The organism is Treponema bryantii (assembly GCF_900113965.1).
GTDB lineage: Bacteria > Spirochaetota > Spirochaetia > Treponematales > Treponemataceae > Treponema_D > Treponema_D bryantii_A.
The window spans coordinates 110,801-126,180 of the sequence record NZ_FORI01000008.1 but is presented as its reverse complement, the minus strand read 5'-3'; the positions used below and the strand labels follow the sequence as shown (position 1 = coordinate 126,180).

The window sequence follows — 15,380 nt, the reverse complement described above, 5'->3', positions numbered from 1 at the left end:
TGAAAACAACTCCTTATATATTATAAAAGCCCGCTAAATGCGGGCCCTTTGTTAGAAATTCTTAGCCTTGTTGATTGCCTTAATAGTAAAGTCGTAGTTATGTTCGTTGATTACGAACTTAGCTGTATCTCCAACTTTCTTGTCGAGAATAGCGTTTCCGAACGGAGACATGTAAGAGATGATGTTGTTGTCCGGATCAGATTCCCAAGGTCCAAGAATTGTGTAAACTTCGTCTGAGTTTCCAATGTTGTCGTGCAATGTAACTTCTGTTGCGAAAGAAACAACTGCTGTTGTGCTTGTTGTTGGGTCAAAGATAACGGCGCGGTTGAGTTCTTCCTGAAGTTTAGAAAGTGTGTGCTCGAGGCGCTGTTTCTCTTCCTTAGCAGCCTGATATTCAGCGTTTTCTTTAAGGTCTCCCTTAGCCTTAGCATCAGCAAGAGCAATCTTGTTGTTTTCAAGTTTAACATTCTTGATGTCATCAATTTCTGCTTTCTTTTCAGCAAGCTTCTTTGAAGTAACAATCATACCCTTTGGCTGTGTAAGCTTTTCTTCAGATACACGGAACTTGAAGTCTGGGTACTTCTCAAGAATCTTATTGCGGGCTGTTGATTTGTATGATGGATCAATGTCTGCAATATCATCAATGAGAGTGTACATCTTCTTAACTGTGTTTTCGTCGTTAGAGAACATGTAGTTGAAGATTGTATCGTTTTCAAACAGAAGCTCAGTAGCTTTCTTATTGATCTTCTTGTTTTCTGTTGTATTTACGTGGTTGTTGATTTCACGGAATGTAAGTTCAATTACATTGATAAGAGTAATGAGCTGCTTTTCGTAAGAAATACCAGCGTTCTTGAACCATTCAAAGTCCTGACACTTCTCAAAGAAGAAGAGAACTGTTTCGCGGAAATCTTTGTATGCTTCAAAGCTTGTCTTAACGAGCTTTTGTACATCTGCTGTAAAGCCTGCGTTAATGAGCTCGTTGATAAGCTTCATATCAAGTACAGTAGGGAAGAGACGGATGTACTGTGCGTTCCAGTCTGGAAGCATCTTAATGCATTCAAGGAAGTCTGCCTTGAGGTGAGTGTTCTTAGAATCTTTGAGTTCCTTGTAAAGTTCGCGAGGATCTTCAATGCGTCCATAGATTTCTGCAAAAGTTTCTTTTACAGGGTAGAGGAAGCGTGAATCCTGAGCACTTACATAGCGTGCGATGAGGTAAGAAGCAAGAACCTGCTCTGTAATCTTTGAAATGTTCTTGAGGAAGCCTGTGAAGTAAGCATACATTTCTGCAAAGTTGTCGTTTGAGCGATCCATATCTTCATCATTGAAGAACTTCATGAAGATATCTACGCGTGCGAAGAACTGCTTCTGAGCCTTGAATTCGTTTGCAAGCTTTTCAACTGGAGTAATGCTTCCTTCGCGAACTGTGTACATATTGATGTCATTAGGATTTACACCGAATACTGGGTTTGTTTCAAGAATCTTTTTAGCAGCTGCGTTCCAAGATGTCCATTCACCAGATGTAAGAATACCAAGTTCTTTCTTTGTCTTTCCATCTTTTTCTGTAACAGTGCGTACAAGTTCGTTTTTGATTGTCTTAAGATCACAGTTGTTGTCATAGCTCTTGATGATAGTCTTAAGAGTCCATTCCTTGTCTTTTTTGATTTTTTCAGCGAGAGGAACTTTGTTTCCGCCTTCTTTTACGTAGTTAAGGGCTTTAAGAACCCAGATATGATCTTTTGCAAGTGGTTTAAGGGCTGTAACTGCCATAGAAAGTTTGATTTCATGGATTCCGGCAGCTTTACCAAAGTTGATTGTAAGAGTGTCGTTATCGAGGCTAGCGATTTTACCTACACCCCAGTTTCTGTGGAATACGAATCCGCCCTTATCAAAAGCAATGTGTTTTTCAAAGTCGTTGATAGCTTCAAATACGTTTCTGTAGCTTGCAGAAAGGTTTGAAGAACGAATGTAGTCATCAAGGTGGCTGTGAGCAGCATATTTACCGCGGAAGCAGTCTGTAATTTCTTTTCTAGCCCAAGTATCTTTTGGATCTACTTCAAGATTCTGCTTGAGGATAGTGATTGCAATGTCCCACTTCTTGTTGTCTTTATAATAATCATAAAGTTCCTGCATGAGAGTTGTAGTCTTCTGATCTCCCATCTGCTTAGAAATCTTTCTTCTGAGGTTCTGGAAGAAGTCGAACTCTTCTGGCATAAGCTGAACGAGTTTTGTCCATACTTCTTTGCAGGCATTGTAGTTATTTGCATTGATGTAGCGGAGAATTGCTTTCTTGTAGAAGCTGATTGCGCTGTCTGAATCGCCAGCTGTTTCGTAGTGCTCACCAAGGAGTTTTGCAAGGTCTGCTTCTTCAAAGTCAATGCGTACGAGCTTCTCATAAAGGTCCCAAACTTTGTCGCTGCCTTCTGCAAGGTAGCTGTCTGCGAGTGTTCTGAGAGCAAATTTATTGTTTTCGTCATCAGCAAGAATGCTTTCACAAAGATAAGTTACGATGTTTTCCTTGTGGTTCTTCTGGAAGATGTCTACAAGAGTAACAAGGGCAGAGTTATCAAGAGAGCCGTTCTGCAGGTCAAGAATACCGCAGATGTAAAGAGCGATGATGCTGTCTTTTGAGTGAGAGAGATGTTCCTGACAAACTTCATGAACCTCTTTAATAATACCTTCGCTCTTAGCCTTTTCTACGAGGTCTGCGAGCTCCTTAAGATTGTTCTGGGTGTAGTTACTGATAGTTGCACGTGTCCAAGTCTCTTCCTTCAGCATGTCCTGAATTGACTGCATTAATTCTGCCATTTTAATCTCCTTGTCTGGCTGCTGTGCTATTTAATGTACATCTCGTACACAGCAGAATCCAGAAGTTTAATTCGTAATAACACTTCATTAATCTTGGCCTGAGTCTCATTTGCCAAGTCATAATGATCCATAAGCCAGAAATAACAATTGAGCAAACGCGGAACAAGAATCTCGCTGTTGCAAGATGGATCTTTAATCTCGTTTTCCATCGCGTAAATGTCTTTTTTAAGTCTGGCAACTTCCTGAGAAGTCAGCTCTCTCTTAATGTTAAATACTCCGCCAAGAACTCCGTATACCGGAATCCAATAGAGGAGCTGCTTTCCTGAATAGCCTTTACTCTTTGTCTTTTCAATAAGACATTTAATGAGCTCTGAATCAAGAAAATCCAGGTCGATGCTGTCCGGGGCTGCAAAAAATGCTTCTCTGTACAGTACCTTTCCGAACTTATCCTCACCACAAAGGGAGAAGCAGTCTGCCAGCTCCGCAAGTACCGAAGAAAGGTTCGGGTAAATATTGTTTGCTTCTGTCAGAAACGCCCGCGCGTTTTCAAAATCTCCAAGCTTTTTATAGCAAATGCCGGTTTTCTTGTAGATTTCGGCTTTCTGGAGCGGGTCTTTTTCCTCCAGCATTTTTTTATACTCTTCCAATGCGTTCTTAAAGAACCCCTGCTGAACCGCAAAAAGAGCAGGCTCATAAGGATTGCTTTCGCGCGAAATATAGTCCTGAAAGTTTTTCCATTCCAGAAGAATGTTTTCGCTGCGTTCAAAGGAATCATCAATACCTTTCAGACGCTTTATGGAATCTATCCAGAAGATACAGCACTTGTTTGTATATACAAGTTCTATGCTTTCCAGGTCATGCTCGAAGAGAGAACTTATGATTTTTTGTGCCTCTAAAGGATTTCCCTGCTGCAAGTAGCCCAGGGCAACCTTAAGTTCAGTTTCTGTCTGAAAGTCCATAGTGTCTAAATTCTATTTTATACAAGAAAAGATTTTTAATCAATAAAAAATATGAGATTTTGTTAAAATTGGGATAAGATTTATACAGCGAAAGTATTAATCTGTCAAGCAAAAATTTTCAACTATTGTATAAATTTTTAGTTGCATTGCATTTTTATTATGATTATATAGAAAATATTGATGATTGTGGAAATATCTGTTAAAATAATTACCAAATGAAAAATCAGATTTTAGCACCGTCGCTTCTTTCTGCTGATTTTGCAGACTTGGGAAACGAGATTAAAAAAATAGAAAATAATCAGGGTGGAGCAGTTCATATTGATGTTATGGACGGCTCTTTTGTTCCGGAAATCACATATGGTGAACCTGTAATCAGATCAATCAGAAAACTTACAAAGCTGCCTTTTGATGTACACCTTATGGTGGATAAGCCGGAGCTTCATGTTGATTCGTTTGCCCTTGCCGGTGCAGACTGGATTACTTTTCATTTTGAAGCCACTTCTCATGCTCACCGCGTAATTCAGATGATTCATGAAAAGGGTAAAAAAGCTGGTGTTTCTCTTTGCCCGGGTACATCAGTTGCTGCACTGTCGGAAATCCTGCCTTGTGCCGATATTATATTAGTGATGACTGTCAATCCCGGCTGGGGCGGACAGAAGCTTATTCCTTCCTGTGTGGAGAAAGTTGCTGAACTGAAAAAATACAGAGAAGAGCATGGATTAAACTATAAGATTTCTGTGGACGGCGGAGTAAACAATGAGACTCTTGGTTCTGTAATTGACGCCGGTGCCGATATAGTTGTTTCAGGTTCCTGCTTTTTCAACGGCAGCCTTAAATGGAGTTGAGAAGATTGTTGAGAGATTTTAAGAAGTTCACTGCAGCGGCAGTGATTTGTGCATCTGTTTTTATGTATGCTGCGGCATCTGAATCCGCATCCTCTGCTTTTGTTGAAGCCTGCAAGTCTTATTCAAGAGGTGAGTGGGCTGATGCAAAATTTCAGCTTAAGAAGGCTGTCTCATATAAAGAGAATCTAAATCCGGATACATACTTTATGCTGATTATGGCAGAAGTGTATGATGGTGATAATAAGAGCGCACTTGATGACTGTAATTTCTATCTTGAGAACTTTTCAGACTCAATGTATTATTCACGCGTTTATTATCAGAAGGGTAAGCTCCTTTATTCTCTTGGAGAGTATGAAAAGTCTATCGTAGTGCTTAGTGATTTCTGTCATCGTTATGAAAAAGATGAATTATATTCTTACGCACTTTTTTATATCGGAGAATCGCTTTTTGCAGGTTATAAGTATGATGAAGCGGGTTCTGTTTACGAACGCATTGTAACAGAGTTTCCTGAGTCTCCAAAAACTCCTGCTGCACAGTACAGACTTGAAACTATTTTGCAGCGCGGAAGAGAAGAAAAGCTTTTGTATCTTCTTAAACAGACTGGAGAAGAATATCTTTCTGCAAAAGAGGAATATGAACGCCAGCTCAGACTTTATAATTCTGAGGCAATGGATTCTACAAGACAAAAGCTTACTGCGGCTCAGGCTCGTAATGAAACCCTTGAAAAACAGGTTGCAGAACTTGAACTTCAGATTGCCGCTTTGAAAAATAATCAGGCAGAGGCAGACCGTATAATTGCAGAATTAAAAGAGGCCGGTGAAAAGGATATTCCAGCTCCAGAGCCGTTTGATGAAAAGAAATATCAGTTAAAGCTTCTTAAGGAAAAAGCTCTGGAAGCTCAGAAAATGCTTGATGAAAAGAATGCAGACTCTACAACGGAGGGGAAATGAAAAAGATAATTTATGCTGCAGCTGTTGTTTGTTTATTTTTTGCTGTAGTTTCCTGTAAATCTACAAAAGCCGGAAAAAAGGCTTCTGATAAAGATAATGCTCCGGTAGAGACTGAAGCAAAGGCAGAAGAAGCTTCAGAGACAACTGCTTCTGAAGAAAAAACTTCTGATGAAGCCGGTGAGAAAAAAGATAGTGAAGCTCTGGCACGTTCAGTTTCTGAGACTGCCTCAAAGGATTTTACCGGCTGGATTAAATCTTCCAAGAAAAACTTAAATGAACGCTATGGAAAAATTCAGATTAAGACAAAATCTGGAATTGGTTCATATACACTCGCTGTTCTTAATGAAAAAGACAAGCCTATTCCTGTTGTATCTACAGCAAATGAATATGTAACAAATGCATTTTTCCTTAAGACTTCTAAAAAGATTTATAACCTTGTAACAGACAGTTCTGTCCGCTCGGCTGCAAGAAGGACAACCGGCGGCGCTATGATAATGTATGAGGTTCCTTCAGTTGCACAGATTTCTGTAGACCTTTCATGTTTTTCTTCAGACAAGAAAAAAGATTCTGATATGATTAAGGTAACTACTACAATCAAAAATATCAGCGACAGAAATGAGGATTTTACTTTTAAGGCAATTCTCGACACAGTACTTGGTGAAGCAGCTGCTTTCCATTTTTATACCTGGGAAGATATTCCTGTAAAGAGTGAAGTGCTTTACAGAACTCTGCAGAATCAGAAATGGTTTGTATCAAAAAATATGAATGCTGCAATGCAGTTGTTCTTCAGCGGAGCAGACTGTACAGCTCCGGAACTTGTTGCTCTTGCTAATTATTCAACTCTGGAAAAGAACAGCTGGGAACCTGATATGCTCAGCTACAGAGTTTTTGATACAGTTCTTTCATATAATAACTCTGCTGTATGTGCAATCTGGAAGCCAATGAAGCTTGCTCCAATGGAAGCCGGAAAACTTGTTTTCTATATTGCACTTTCCGGCGACGGTACTCCTGCTACAGGCGAAAAGTTTGTTTACAGCAAGGAATTTGAAAAGGCAGAAGAGTCTAAAGAGGATGCAGAAGATAAAAAGAATTCTGCAAACGGACTCAAGGTTATAACTCCATATTCTGTTGATGATGAAGTTGAAAATATTTCAGAAACTTCAAATGTAACTGAAATTGACTCACTGGAAACACCGGCAGAGATTCCAACTGTAGATTTTTATATCAAGAATATGCAGAAGGAGCATTTGACTCCTGAATATATACAGTCTCTGCTTGACCGCATTGAGGCTCTGGAAGAAGATTCTCCTTCATTGAACAGACAGGAACTTCTTCAGTTGAATGCTGAGCTGGATGCTATTCTAACTTATCTGAGGCAGTAGTTTTTTATGGCAAAAGATGCACTGAGCCTTGCCTGGCTTGATATGCGCAGACGCAGATTTGCTACTGCAATCAAGCGGCTTGAGGCAAAAAAAGATATTTATGATGAAAACTTTGAATATTACCTTACACTCGGAATTGCATGTCTTTATGTAGGTGATATTGGTGCGTCTTCATCATATTTTCAGCTTGCCCGCAGAATCAAACTTACTGATACAAGACTTCTTCTCGGTCAGGCTGCAATCTTTTTGCGCCGCGGTGATACAGCTCGAGCCCTTCAGTACTATCTTGAAATAAAGGAAAACGACCCGCTCAATAAAACTGCAGACAGTGCCATGGAGTTTATCCGTGTGCACGGAAATTATGATACAATTTGCCGCTGGGTAGATACCGGTCGTATTGAACAGTTCTATCCGCCGCTTGGATCAAACCCGGACCGTATTGCAGCTTTTGGAATTGCCGGCGCGGCTTTTCTGCTTGGCGTAGTTTTTACATTTATCTTTTTTCCTCGCGACAAAAATTACTCAGGTCCTCGTGCAGACCTTACAAGACTTGAGCTTTCTTCAGAAGAAAAATCAGATGCAAAAGAAAAAGACCTTTCAACACAGTCTTATGCTTTTGTTCTTTCAAATAAAGAAATCAATAAACGCTATAACAATGCGCTTCAGTATTTTCAGACTCATAGAGATAACGCCGCTCAGGTAGAAGTTAATATGATTTTGAATTCAGATGCTTCTGTATCTGTAAAGAAAAAGGCGCGGCTGTTAATGGGCTATTTTGAAATTCCGGATTTTGATACAATAACTGATGTCCCGTCTTATGCAGATGTTGCGGCAAACCCTTTACTGTATCTTGACTGCTGGGTAAACTGGGGCGGAAAAATTTCCAACGCAGTTACTTATGAAGACGGTTCTTATTCCTGTGACTTCCTTGTTGGTGACGAAAATCTTTCTAAGTATGAAGGAACTGTAAGAGTTCGCTTTAATGCAGATCCTGGTGTTGATGTGAGTAAGGCTGTAAAGATTCTTGGAAAGATAGTTCTTGAAGACGGTTCGGTTTCCCTTGCAGGCCGTGCTGTCTATAAAAGTGTTTACAATTAGTAAAACATATAAAATGCAGATTTTTTGAAAATAATTCAAAAATTTTTCTGAAAAACTGCACAAAATCGTTAGGTTTAGCCCATATTATATGTGGGAGGAAGGTGGCTAAATGGCAGCAAATGCAAATGTAACTCCGATGGATCAGTCGGAGAAAATGAAGGCTCTGGAGGCGGCTCGTCTCCAGATTGAAAAGCAGTTTGGTCAGGGCGCTATTATGAAGCTCGGTGACAAGGCTAATGCTGCGGGAATCGAAGTAATTCCATCGGGTTCTATTCTTCTTGATGAGGCTCTTGGAATTGGTGGTTATCCGCGCGGTCGTGTAATCGAGATGTATGGTCCTGAAAGCTCTGGTAAAACAACTCTTGCGCTCCATGCAATTGCCGAAGCTCAGAAGCTTGGCGGAGTAGCAGCATTCGTAGATGCAGAACATGCACTTGATCCTGTTTATGCAAAGAACCTTGGAGTAAATATTGATGAACTCTGGGTTTCTCAGCCAGATACTGGTGAGCAGGCTCTTGAAATTACAGAGAATCTTGTACGTAGTGGTGCAGTAGATGTTGTAGTAGTAGACTCTGTAGCTGCTCTTACACCTGAAAAAGAAATTGAAGGTGAAATGGGTGATGCTGTAATGGGTATGCAGGCTCGTCTTATGAGCCAGGCTTTGCGTAAGCTTACTGCAATTATTGGTAAATCAAATTGTATCGTAATCTTCATCAACCAGATTCGTATGAAGATTGGCGTTATGTTCGGAAATCCTGAAACCACTACTGGTGGACAGGCACTTAAGTTCTATTCTTCTGTTCGTCTTGAAATTCGCCGTACAGAAACTATTGACGGAAAGGGCGATGAGGATGCAATCGGAAACCGCGTTCGCGTAAAGATTGTAAAGAACAAGGTTGCGCCTCCATTCAGAAAGTGTGAACTTGATATTTACTTTGGAAAGGGAATTAATGCAAGTGCTTCACTTCTTGATTCAGCAGTAAAGCATGGAATTATTGATAAGCGTGGTGCATGGTATACAATGGGCGAAGAAAAAATCGGCCAGGGTAAGGAAAATGCAGTTTCGTTTATCGAACAGAATCCAGAGATTGCGGCTGATATTGAGAAAAAGGTTCGCGAGCTCGTATTCCCTGGTCAGGTGATTGAGAAAAAAGAAGCTAAGAAGTCTAAGAAGACCGAGGAGCCTGAGGCTCCGGCTGAGGCTTAAATAACGCGGTCATTGAGCCTGTCGAAATGACCTTGTTTATGGTGGTTTCGACAGGCTCAACCACCGTACATGGAGGTGATTTATGAAACGAGTTTTGCTCGGTTTAGGTTCAAATAAATCTTACAGTAATAAATCACCTCTCCAGCTTCTTGCCTGCGCAGGCGGGGAGCTTTGCTGTCTGATGAGTGACGTTCATTTTTCCAGTGTTTACAAAACACCGGCCATGTACGTTACTGATCAGGAAGATTTTTATAATGCGGCGGCAATCGGTTATGTTCCAGACGATACTGACGCATTTGATTTTTTACATAAAATAAACGAAATCGAGGCTAAGTATGGCCGCGACCGCGCGAAGGAAGTTCGCTTTGGTCCCCGCTCCCTCGATATAGATATAGAACTTTTTGGAGATGAAAAAATTGATGCTCCCGACCTTCAGATTCCCCATGTGAGAATGGAAGAAAGAGCATTTGTTTTGATTCCTTCTGTTGAAGTTTTAAAATATTCTGCCGATGAAATAGTTAGGGAAAAATATATAAATTGTCTTGCCGCACTGGAAAAAACGGGTGGGGCAGATGGAATCATAAAATTACAGGCTTTCCCTAAGGCGGTAGAAAATGGAACAGACAGAGAATTCAGGTAACACAGAGGTTGCTGTAAAGCATGCTTATAAGGCAGGTGAGTTTGAAGGACCTCTTGACCTGTTGTGGACTCTTATTCGCGAGAGTAAAGTAAATATTTACGATATCCCAATTGCTCAGATTACCGAACAGTATCTTGAATATCTTGATTACGCAGTACAGACAGACCTTGGAGACCTTTCCGAGTTCTATAGCTGGGCTGCAAAACTTATCTATATAAAAAGCCGTATGCTTTTGCCTGTAGAGGTTGCTTACGATGATGAGGATGAAGAAGATCCACGTCAGGAACTCGTAGACAAGCTTATTGAATACCAGAAATTTAAGAAGCTCTCTGCCCTCATGGAAGACCAGGAAGATGATTCTGAATGGAACTTTGAACGCAAGAAGATTCAGCGTGTTCTTCCTTTTGATGAGTCTGAAGAAATGTGGGAAGAAGTAGATACCTGGGAACTCCTACAGCAGATGCAGGATATCTTCAAATCAATTATGAAGCAGTATTCAAATGAAAAGATTTTGAATATGTACGAAGAGATTTCTGTAAATGAAAAAATCACTCTTATGAATGAGCTTCTTGAAGATAAAAAAGAATGTCTGTTTACTGACCTGCTTACCCGCCCGGGAAACGAAATGGACGTTATCTGCGCCTTTATGGCAATCCTTGAAGCTGTAAAATTTAAGATGATTACCATCTTCCAAAATAAGCTGTTTGGTGATATAAAAATATGCGCAAGAGAAGATAACACAGGTTATATTCCAAGCGAAGAAGAACTGACTTCAAACTAGCCTACAATCGAAAATCCGTTAAAAAATGGGCTGCGACAGCGGGCCATTTTAGGATTATCGAAAGAACGGCTCAGAGGCAAGCTGCGCTTGCCGACTAGGATAATGGATATTATGGATTTCAACAAAGAAACAGCTTTAGTCGAAACAATTTTATTTCTGGAAAGTGAACCGCTTACCGCCAAGGTTCTTTCCAACAAGGCACAGCTTTCAGAAGAGGTAGTAGAAAAGTGCCTTGAAAAATTAAAAGAAAAATACGGGGCAGAAGATTCCGGCATTGAGCTGGCAATGATTACCGGCGGCTGGTGTCTCGCTCCAAAAAAAGAGTACTGGGAAGTACTCAAAGAATTTTATGGCTCTAAACGTGAGGGCCGCCTTTCAAAATCTGCAATGGAAACCCTTGCAATTATTGCATATTCTCAACCAATTACCCGTGCCGAAATTGAACAGATTCGCGGCGTGGGCGTTGATAATATGATCCGCCTGCTTATTGATAGAAATCTCATAAAAGAAGTTGGAAAAAAAGAGGCTCCGGGACGTCCGACCCTTTTTGGTACAACAAAAGAATTCTTAAAACTCTTCCGTCTTAATTCAATTTCTGAATTGCCTAAGCTGGATGAGGATGAGCAGGAGAGGTTCGAACTTGCAAGATAACGCAGAAAAATCAGAAAAAAAAGACGAAATCAGATTACAGGCATTTCTTGCGCATTGCGGTGTTGCGAGCCGTCGCGCAAGCGAGCAGATTATTCTGGATGGACGGGTTTGTGTAAACGGCGCGGTTGTTACGGAACTTGGCACTAAGGTGCGCGACGGCGACAGCGTTACAGTGGACGGAAAAACTGTTCATCTTGAAACCCGCAAATGTTATGTCCTTTTGAATAAGCCTGCGGGCTTTGTATGTTCTGCCAGTGATGAAAAGGGCAGACAGGTAGCCGCAGATCTCTTAAAAGATTCCTACAAAGAACGACTTTACAACGTTGGCCGCCTTGATATGTATTCCAAGGGAATGATTCTTTTTACCAACGACGGCGACTTTGCTGCAAAGCTTTCTCATCCTTCAAGTCAGATTGAAAAGGAATATATTGTAGAAACCAGCCAGGATGTTAGCGAAGAAACTGCAAAGCTTCTGGAAAAAGGCCTTCGTGTTGATAATGTCTTCTATAAATGTGTGCGCTGTCAGGTGCTTAAACCACGTAAAATCAAAATCATTCTTATAGAAGGAAAGAATCGCGAAATCAGAAAGATGCTTGAAAGCCAGAATATTGGAACCCGCTCTCTGGTTCGTGTTCGAATTGGCAATGTAAATCTTGATGATTTAAAACCTGGCGATCATCGTGACCTGACACCACGTGAAGTTCAGGGGCTTTTAGATTTGTGTAAGGAGAAATAAAATGATTATAGCAATTGACGGACCTGCCGGAACTGGAAAGAGTACAATCGCAAAAATGCTTGCAGAAAAACTTGATCTTACCTTCTTGAACAGCGGAGGCTTTTACCGCACCCTTACAATGGCTGTTCTTGATGCAGGAGTTGATTATAAAGACGAGGCAGCAACTCTTGAATTCTGTAAAAAGCAGAAGATTGAATATACAAAAGAAGGTCATTTTATTCTGAACGGAACAGATGTTACAGCGCATCTTCATGATGACCGTGTTACTGCAAATGCTTCGCAGGTAAGTTCAATTGTAGAAATCCGCCATCTGGTAAATGACCTTATGCGCGAAATCACAAAATCTTTGAACATTGTGTGCGAAGGCCGCGATATGACAACAGTTGTATTCCCCAATGCAGAAGTTAAGGTTTATCTTGATGCTTCGGCAGAAGTTCGTGCTCAACGCCGCTTTGATCAGGGCGTAAGTGACATGACTTTTGAAGAAATCAAGGCCGCAATCGAAAAACGCGACGAAATGGACAAAAACAAGAAAGAAGGCTCGTTAAAGATAGCAAAAGATGCGCTATATATAGATACTTCTAACTTGACGATAGACAATGTTTGTGCGATAATAGAAAAACAAATTTCATAAATTAAAGGTTTTAGAATGGAAGAAATGGAAGTGGAAAAGGAAGTATCCCAGAACTCCAAGGGAGACTTTCAGACACAATTAGAGGAGTCCCTGAAAGAATTTAATGCACCACAGGCTGGTCAGATGGTAGAAGGTATCGTAGTACAGATTACCAACGACTATGTTTATGTTGACATTGGAGACAAATCAGAGGGATTGATCCCTACAGAGGAGTTCGCAGGCGACCTGCCGAAAGAAGGGGATAAGGTTCAGGCGTTTTTGTCAGGACACAATGCAAACGGTCCTGTATTGTCAAAGAAGAAGGCTGATTCAAAGCGCTACATGAAAGAGATTCAGTCAGCATGGAAGGATAAAACTCCTGTTGATGGAATTATCGTAAAAGTAGTGAAGAGCGGTTACGAAGTTGATCTTGGTATTGACCGTGCTGCATTCCTTCCTATCAGCCAGGCTGATGCTGAAAAGATTGAAAAGCCTGAGTCATTGATTGGTTTGAGATCTAAGTTCTATATTGAACGTCTTTATTCAGATAATAAACTTAATCCTGTAGTAAACCGCCGCAAGTATCTTGAAGAAGAAATCGATGAAAAACGCGATGCATTCTTCAACTCAGTACAGATTGGCGACACTGTAAAGGGTACAGTTAAGAGCTTTACAAGCTTTGGTGCATTCATTGATTTGGGTGGCTTTGATGGTCTTCTCCACATCAACGATATGAGCTGGGGTCACGTAGCTCGTCCTAAGGACTTTGTAAAGAAAGGTCAGGAAATCGAACTTAAGGTTATCCGCCTTGATCCAGCTGAAAAGAGAATTAATCTTTCTCTCAAGCACTTTGCTGAAGATCCTTGGATTCACTTCGAAGAGAAGTATCATGTAAATGATATCGTAAAGGGTAAGGTTACAAAGCTTACTGAGTTCGGTGCATTTGTTGAACTTGAAGAAGGTATTGAAGGTCTTGTACACATTTCTGAGTTCTCTTGGACAAAGAAAGTTAACAAGCCAGGTGATATGGTTTCTGTAGGTCAGGAAGTTGAGGCAATGATCCTTGGTTATGATATCCAGGCTGGTCGTGTTTCTCTTGGCTTTAAGCAGGCTACAGAAAATCCTTGGGATTCAATTGCAGAAAAATATGCAGTTGGAACAAAAATCAAGGGCAAGGTTGTTAAGATTACAAACATCGGCGCATTTGTTGCTCTTGAAGATGGAATTGATGCTTTCCTCCATGCTGATGATATTTCATGGACAAAGAAAGTACGTCATCCAGGCAGTGAACTTACAGTTGATCAGGAAATTGAAGCTGTAGTAATTGAATGTGATCCTGAAGCTCACAGAGTAAAGGTTGGAATCAAACAGCTTACAGACAATCCTTGGAAAGCATTTGCTGAGGAATATAAGCCAGGTTCAACACTCGAAGGTGAAATTACTTCTATTACAGATTTCGGTATCTTTGTAAAGGCTCCTAACGGAATTGAAGGTCTTGTAAACAAGGCTAACCTCAGTGACGACAAGGAAGTTCCTTTTGAAGAGGCTGTGACAAAATACAAGGTAGGCGACAAAATCAACGTATTCGTTGTTGATGTAAAGGTAGACAAGGAGCAGGTTGCATTCTCAGTACGCGAGTATAAGAGAAAGCAGCAGCGCGACGAAATCTCTCAGTATATGTCAACTTCTGGCGACGATGATGACGGAGCATATACACTTGGAGATATGTTGAAGTCTCAGAAAAATGACTAATTAGAATAGTTTGCGGTGGGAATGGAAAAGAAAGTAACTCCTTTTGCGGGGCAAAGCAGTTTTGCAAAGGAAATCAGCACGTTGGTGCAGACCCTATCTCAAAACAACGCTTCGGTGTTATTGGTTGGCGAGAAAGGGTCAGGCCGACGTCTCATCGCTCAACACATCCATTCTGCCGCAGCTAAATCTTTTGGTGCCGGTTATTTTTTCGAGATAAATTGCAGGTCTTTTACAGAAGCACAGATTATTGACAGCTTCAAAACTGTCAGTCAAATGATTTCCTACGGACAGCGTGTTACTTTATTTGTATATGCCGTAGATGTGCTTTCAAAGCCTGTGCAGTCTGCCTTTCTTGAAATGATTAAGAAACAGACTGAAAAAAATCTTAACCTGAAAATAATATGTGCAGCAGAGCGTCCGATTGAAGAATCAGTTTCATCGGATGCTTTTATATCTGAGCTTTATTCAAGGCTCAGTACGGTGGTTCTTAATGTTCCGCCGCTCCGCCAGAGAACAGAAGATATCATACCAATTGCACAGGCTTATTTAATGCGTTTCAGCAGAAAGTCTGGACTTGGATTTACTGAGTTTTCTGAAGGTGCAAAGGCAGCAATGCTTTCGAGCTTCTGGCAGGGGAATGCTGATGAGCTTATTAATGCCGTACAGCGTGCGTTTATTGTAGGAAAGCCTCCTGTAATAAATGAAAGTGATCTTGGCTTTATGCTTGGAACACCTGCTGTAGGAGAAACTGTTGAAGCTGTAGGAAAAGACGGTGGTGATAAATCGCTGAAAACTGCAGTAGATGCCTTTAAGCGTGAATACATCATAAGAATTCTTTCTGAAAACGGCTGGAACCAGACTAAGGCTGCAGCGGTTCTTGGAATACAGAGAACTTACGTTATTCGCCTTATGAATGAGCTTCATATTGACCGGCAATAAGATAATTAGAAAAAATATTTTT

The 15,380-nt window shown here is 40.8% G+C and carries 14 protein-coding genes; 12 read left to right on the top strand and 2 right to left on the bottom strand.

What is annotated here, in order from left to right:
• Nucleotides 1-51: 51 nt before the first annotated feature.
• Both greA and BM161_RS11180 read right to left on the bottom strand, forming a co-directional pair.
• A complete protein-coding gene (gene greA / locus BM161_RS11185; protein WP_074932731.1) occupies nt 52-2,805 on the bottom strand; it encodes a transcription elongation factor GreA in 2,754 nt (917 codons plus the stop codon).
• A gap of 26 nt (nt 2,806-2,831) precedes the next feature.
• Nucleotides 2,832-3,764 (bottom strand): hypothetical protein, encoded by a 933-nt coding sequence (locus BM161_RS11180; protein ID WP_074932729.1) that lies wholly within the window; start codon nt 3,762-3,764, stop codon nt 2,832-2,834.
• A gap of 215 nt (nt 3,765-3,979) precedes the next feature.
• Here BM161_RS11180 and rpe point away from each other — a divergent pair, with 215 nt between their 5' ends.
• The 12 genes from rpe to BM161_RS11125 all read left to right on the top strand — a co-directional run bounded on the left by rpe (nt 3,980) and on the right by BM161_RS11125 (nt 15,358).
• Nucleotides 3,980-4,609, top strand: coding sequence for a ribulose-phosphate 3-epimerase (rpe, locus tag BM161_RS11175; RefSeq protein ID WP_074932727.1), 630 nt, complete (start codon nt 3,980-3,982; stop codon nt 4,607-4,609).
• A 5-nt stretch (nt 4,610-4,614) separates the two neighbouring features.
• A complete protein-coding gene (locus BM161_RS11170; RefSeq protein ID WP_074932725.1) occupies nt 4,615-5,559 on the top strand; it encodes a tetratricopeptide repeat protein in 945 nt (314 codons plus the stop codon).
• Nucleotides 5,556-6,941, top strand: coding sequence for a hypothetical protein (locus BM161_RS11165; protein ID WP_074932724.1), 1,386 nt, complete (start codon nt 5,556-5,558; stop codon nt 6,939-6,941). Before BM161_RS11170 ends, BM161_RS11165 begins: the two co-directional genes overlap by 4 nt.
• A 6-nt stretch (nt 6,942-6,947) precedes the next feature.
• Entirely contained in the window at nt 6,948-8,039 is a 1,092-nt protein-coding gene (locus tag BM161_RS11160; protein ID WP_074932722.1) for a tetratricopeptide repeat protein, read from the top strand.
• Nucleotides 8,040-8,148: 109 nt separating this feature from the next.
• On the top strand, nt 8,149-9,246 hold the full coding sequence (gene recA, locus BM161_RS11155) for a recombinase RecA (RefSeq protein WP_074932720.1): 1,098 nt from the start codon (nt 8,149-8,151) through the stop codon (nt 9,244-9,246).
• An 82-nt stretch (nt 9,247-9,328) separates the two neighbouring features.
• Nucleotides 9,329-9,886, top strand: a complete 558-nt coding sequence (gene folK / locus BM161_RS11150; RefSeq protein WP_074932719.1) for a 2-amino-4-hydroxy-6-hydroxymethyldihydropteridine diphosphokinase — start codon at nt 9,329-9,331, stop codon at nt 9,884-9,886.
• Nucleotides 9,861-10,667 carry a segregation and condensation protein A gene (locus BM161_RS11145; RefSeq protein WP_074932717.1) on the top strand — a complete coding sequence of 269 codons (807 nt, stop codon included), beginning with the start codon at nt 9,861-9,863 and terminating at the stop codon, nt 10,665-10,667. The genes folK and BM161_RS11145 overlap by 26 nt, the downstream gene beginning before the upstream one ends.
• Nucleotides 10,668-10,778: 111 nt before the next feature.
• Nucleotides 10,779-11,318: an SMC-Scp complex subunit ScpB gene (gene scpB / locus BM161_RS11140; protein WP_074932863.1), complete on the top strand. Its 540-nt coding sequence runs from the start codon at nt 10,779-10,781 to the stop codon at nt 11,316-11,318.
• Entirely contained in the window at nt 11,287-12,054 is a 768-nt protein-coding gene (locus BM161_RS11135; RefSeq protein ID WP_425319052.1) for a pseudouridine synthase, read from the top strand. The genes scpB and BM161_RS11135 overlap by 32 nt, the downstream gene beginning before the upstream one ends.
• 1 nt (nt 12,055) lies before the next feature.
• Nucleotides 12,056-12,688 (top strand): (d)CMP kinase, encoded by a 633-nt coding sequence (gene cmk / locus BM161_RS14555; protein WP_425319051.1) that lies wholly within the window; start codon nt 12,056-12,058, stop codon nt 12,686-12,688.
• A 24-nt stretch (nt 12,689-12,712) separates the two neighbouring features.
• Nucleotides 12,713-14,419, top strand: a complete 1,707-nt coding sequence (gene rpsA / locus BM161_RS11130; protein ID WP_425319050.1) for a 30S ribosomal protein S1 — start codon at nt 12,713-12,715, stop codon at nt 14,417-14,419.
• A gap of 21 nt (nt 14,420-14,440) precedes the next feature.
• Nucleotides 14,441-15,358 carry a sigma 54-interacting transcriptional regulator gene (locus BM161_RS11125; RefSeq protein ID WP_074932713.1) on the top strand — a complete coding sequence of 306 codons (918 nt, stop codon included), beginning with the start codon at nt 14,441-14,443 and terminating at the stop codon, nt 15,356-15,358.
• Nucleotides 15,359-15,380: the final 22 nt, after the last annotated feature.

Excerpts from the sequence above, each read along its gene's own strand:
- greA (WP_074932731.1), bottom strand. The coding sequence starts at position 2,805 with ATGGCAGAATTAATGCAGTCAATTCAGGACATGCTGAAGGAAGAGACT.
- BM161_RS11180 (WP_074932729.1), bottom strand. The coding sequence starts at position 3,764 with ATGGACTTTCAGACAGAAACTGAACTTAAGGTTGCCCTGGGCTACTTG.
- rpe (WP_074932727.1), top strand. The coding sequence starts at position 3,980 with ATGAAAAATCAGATTTTAGCACCGTCGCTTCTTTCTGCTGATTTTGCA.
- BM161_RS11165 (WP_074932724.1), top strand. The coding sequence starts at position 5,556 with ATGAAAAAGATAATTTATGCTGCAGCTGTTGTTTGTTTATTTTTTGCT.
- BM161_RS11160 (WP_074932722.1), top strand. The coding sequence starts at position 6,948 with ATGGCAAAAGATGCACTGAGCCTTGCCTGGCTTGATATGCGCAGACGC.
- recA (WP_074932720.1), top strand. The coding sequence starts at position 8,149 with ATGGCAGCAAATGCAAATGTAACTCCGATGGATCAGTCGGAGAAAATG.
- folK (WP_074932719.1), top strand. The coding sequence starts at position 9,329 with ATGAAACGAGTTTTGCTCGGTTTAGGTTCAAATAAATCTTACAGTAAT.
- BM161_RS11145 (WP_074932717.1), top strand. The coding sequence starts at position 9,861 with ATGGAACAGACAGAGAATTCAGGTAACACAGAGGTTGCTGTAAAGCAT.
- scpB (WP_074932863.1), top strand. The coding sequence starts at position 10,779 with ATGGATTTCAACAAAGAAACAGCTTTAGTCGAAACAATTTTATTTCTG.
- BM161_RS11135 (WP_425319052.1), top strand. The coding sequence starts at position 11,287 with ATGAGCAGGAGAGGTTCGAACTTGCAAGATAACGCAGAAAAATCAGAA.
- cmk (WP_425319051.1), top strand. The coding sequence starts at position 12,056 with ATGATTATAGCAATTGACGGACCTGCCGGAACTGGAAAGAGTACAATC.
- rpsA (WP_425319050.1), top strand. The coding sequence starts at position 12,713 with ATGGAAGTGGAAAAGGAAGTATCCCAGAACTCCAAGGGAGACTTTCAG.
- BM161_RS11125 (WP_074932713.1), top strand. The coding sequence starts at position 14,441 with ATGGAAAAGAAAGTAACTCCTTTTGCGGGGCAAAGCAGTTTTGCAAAG.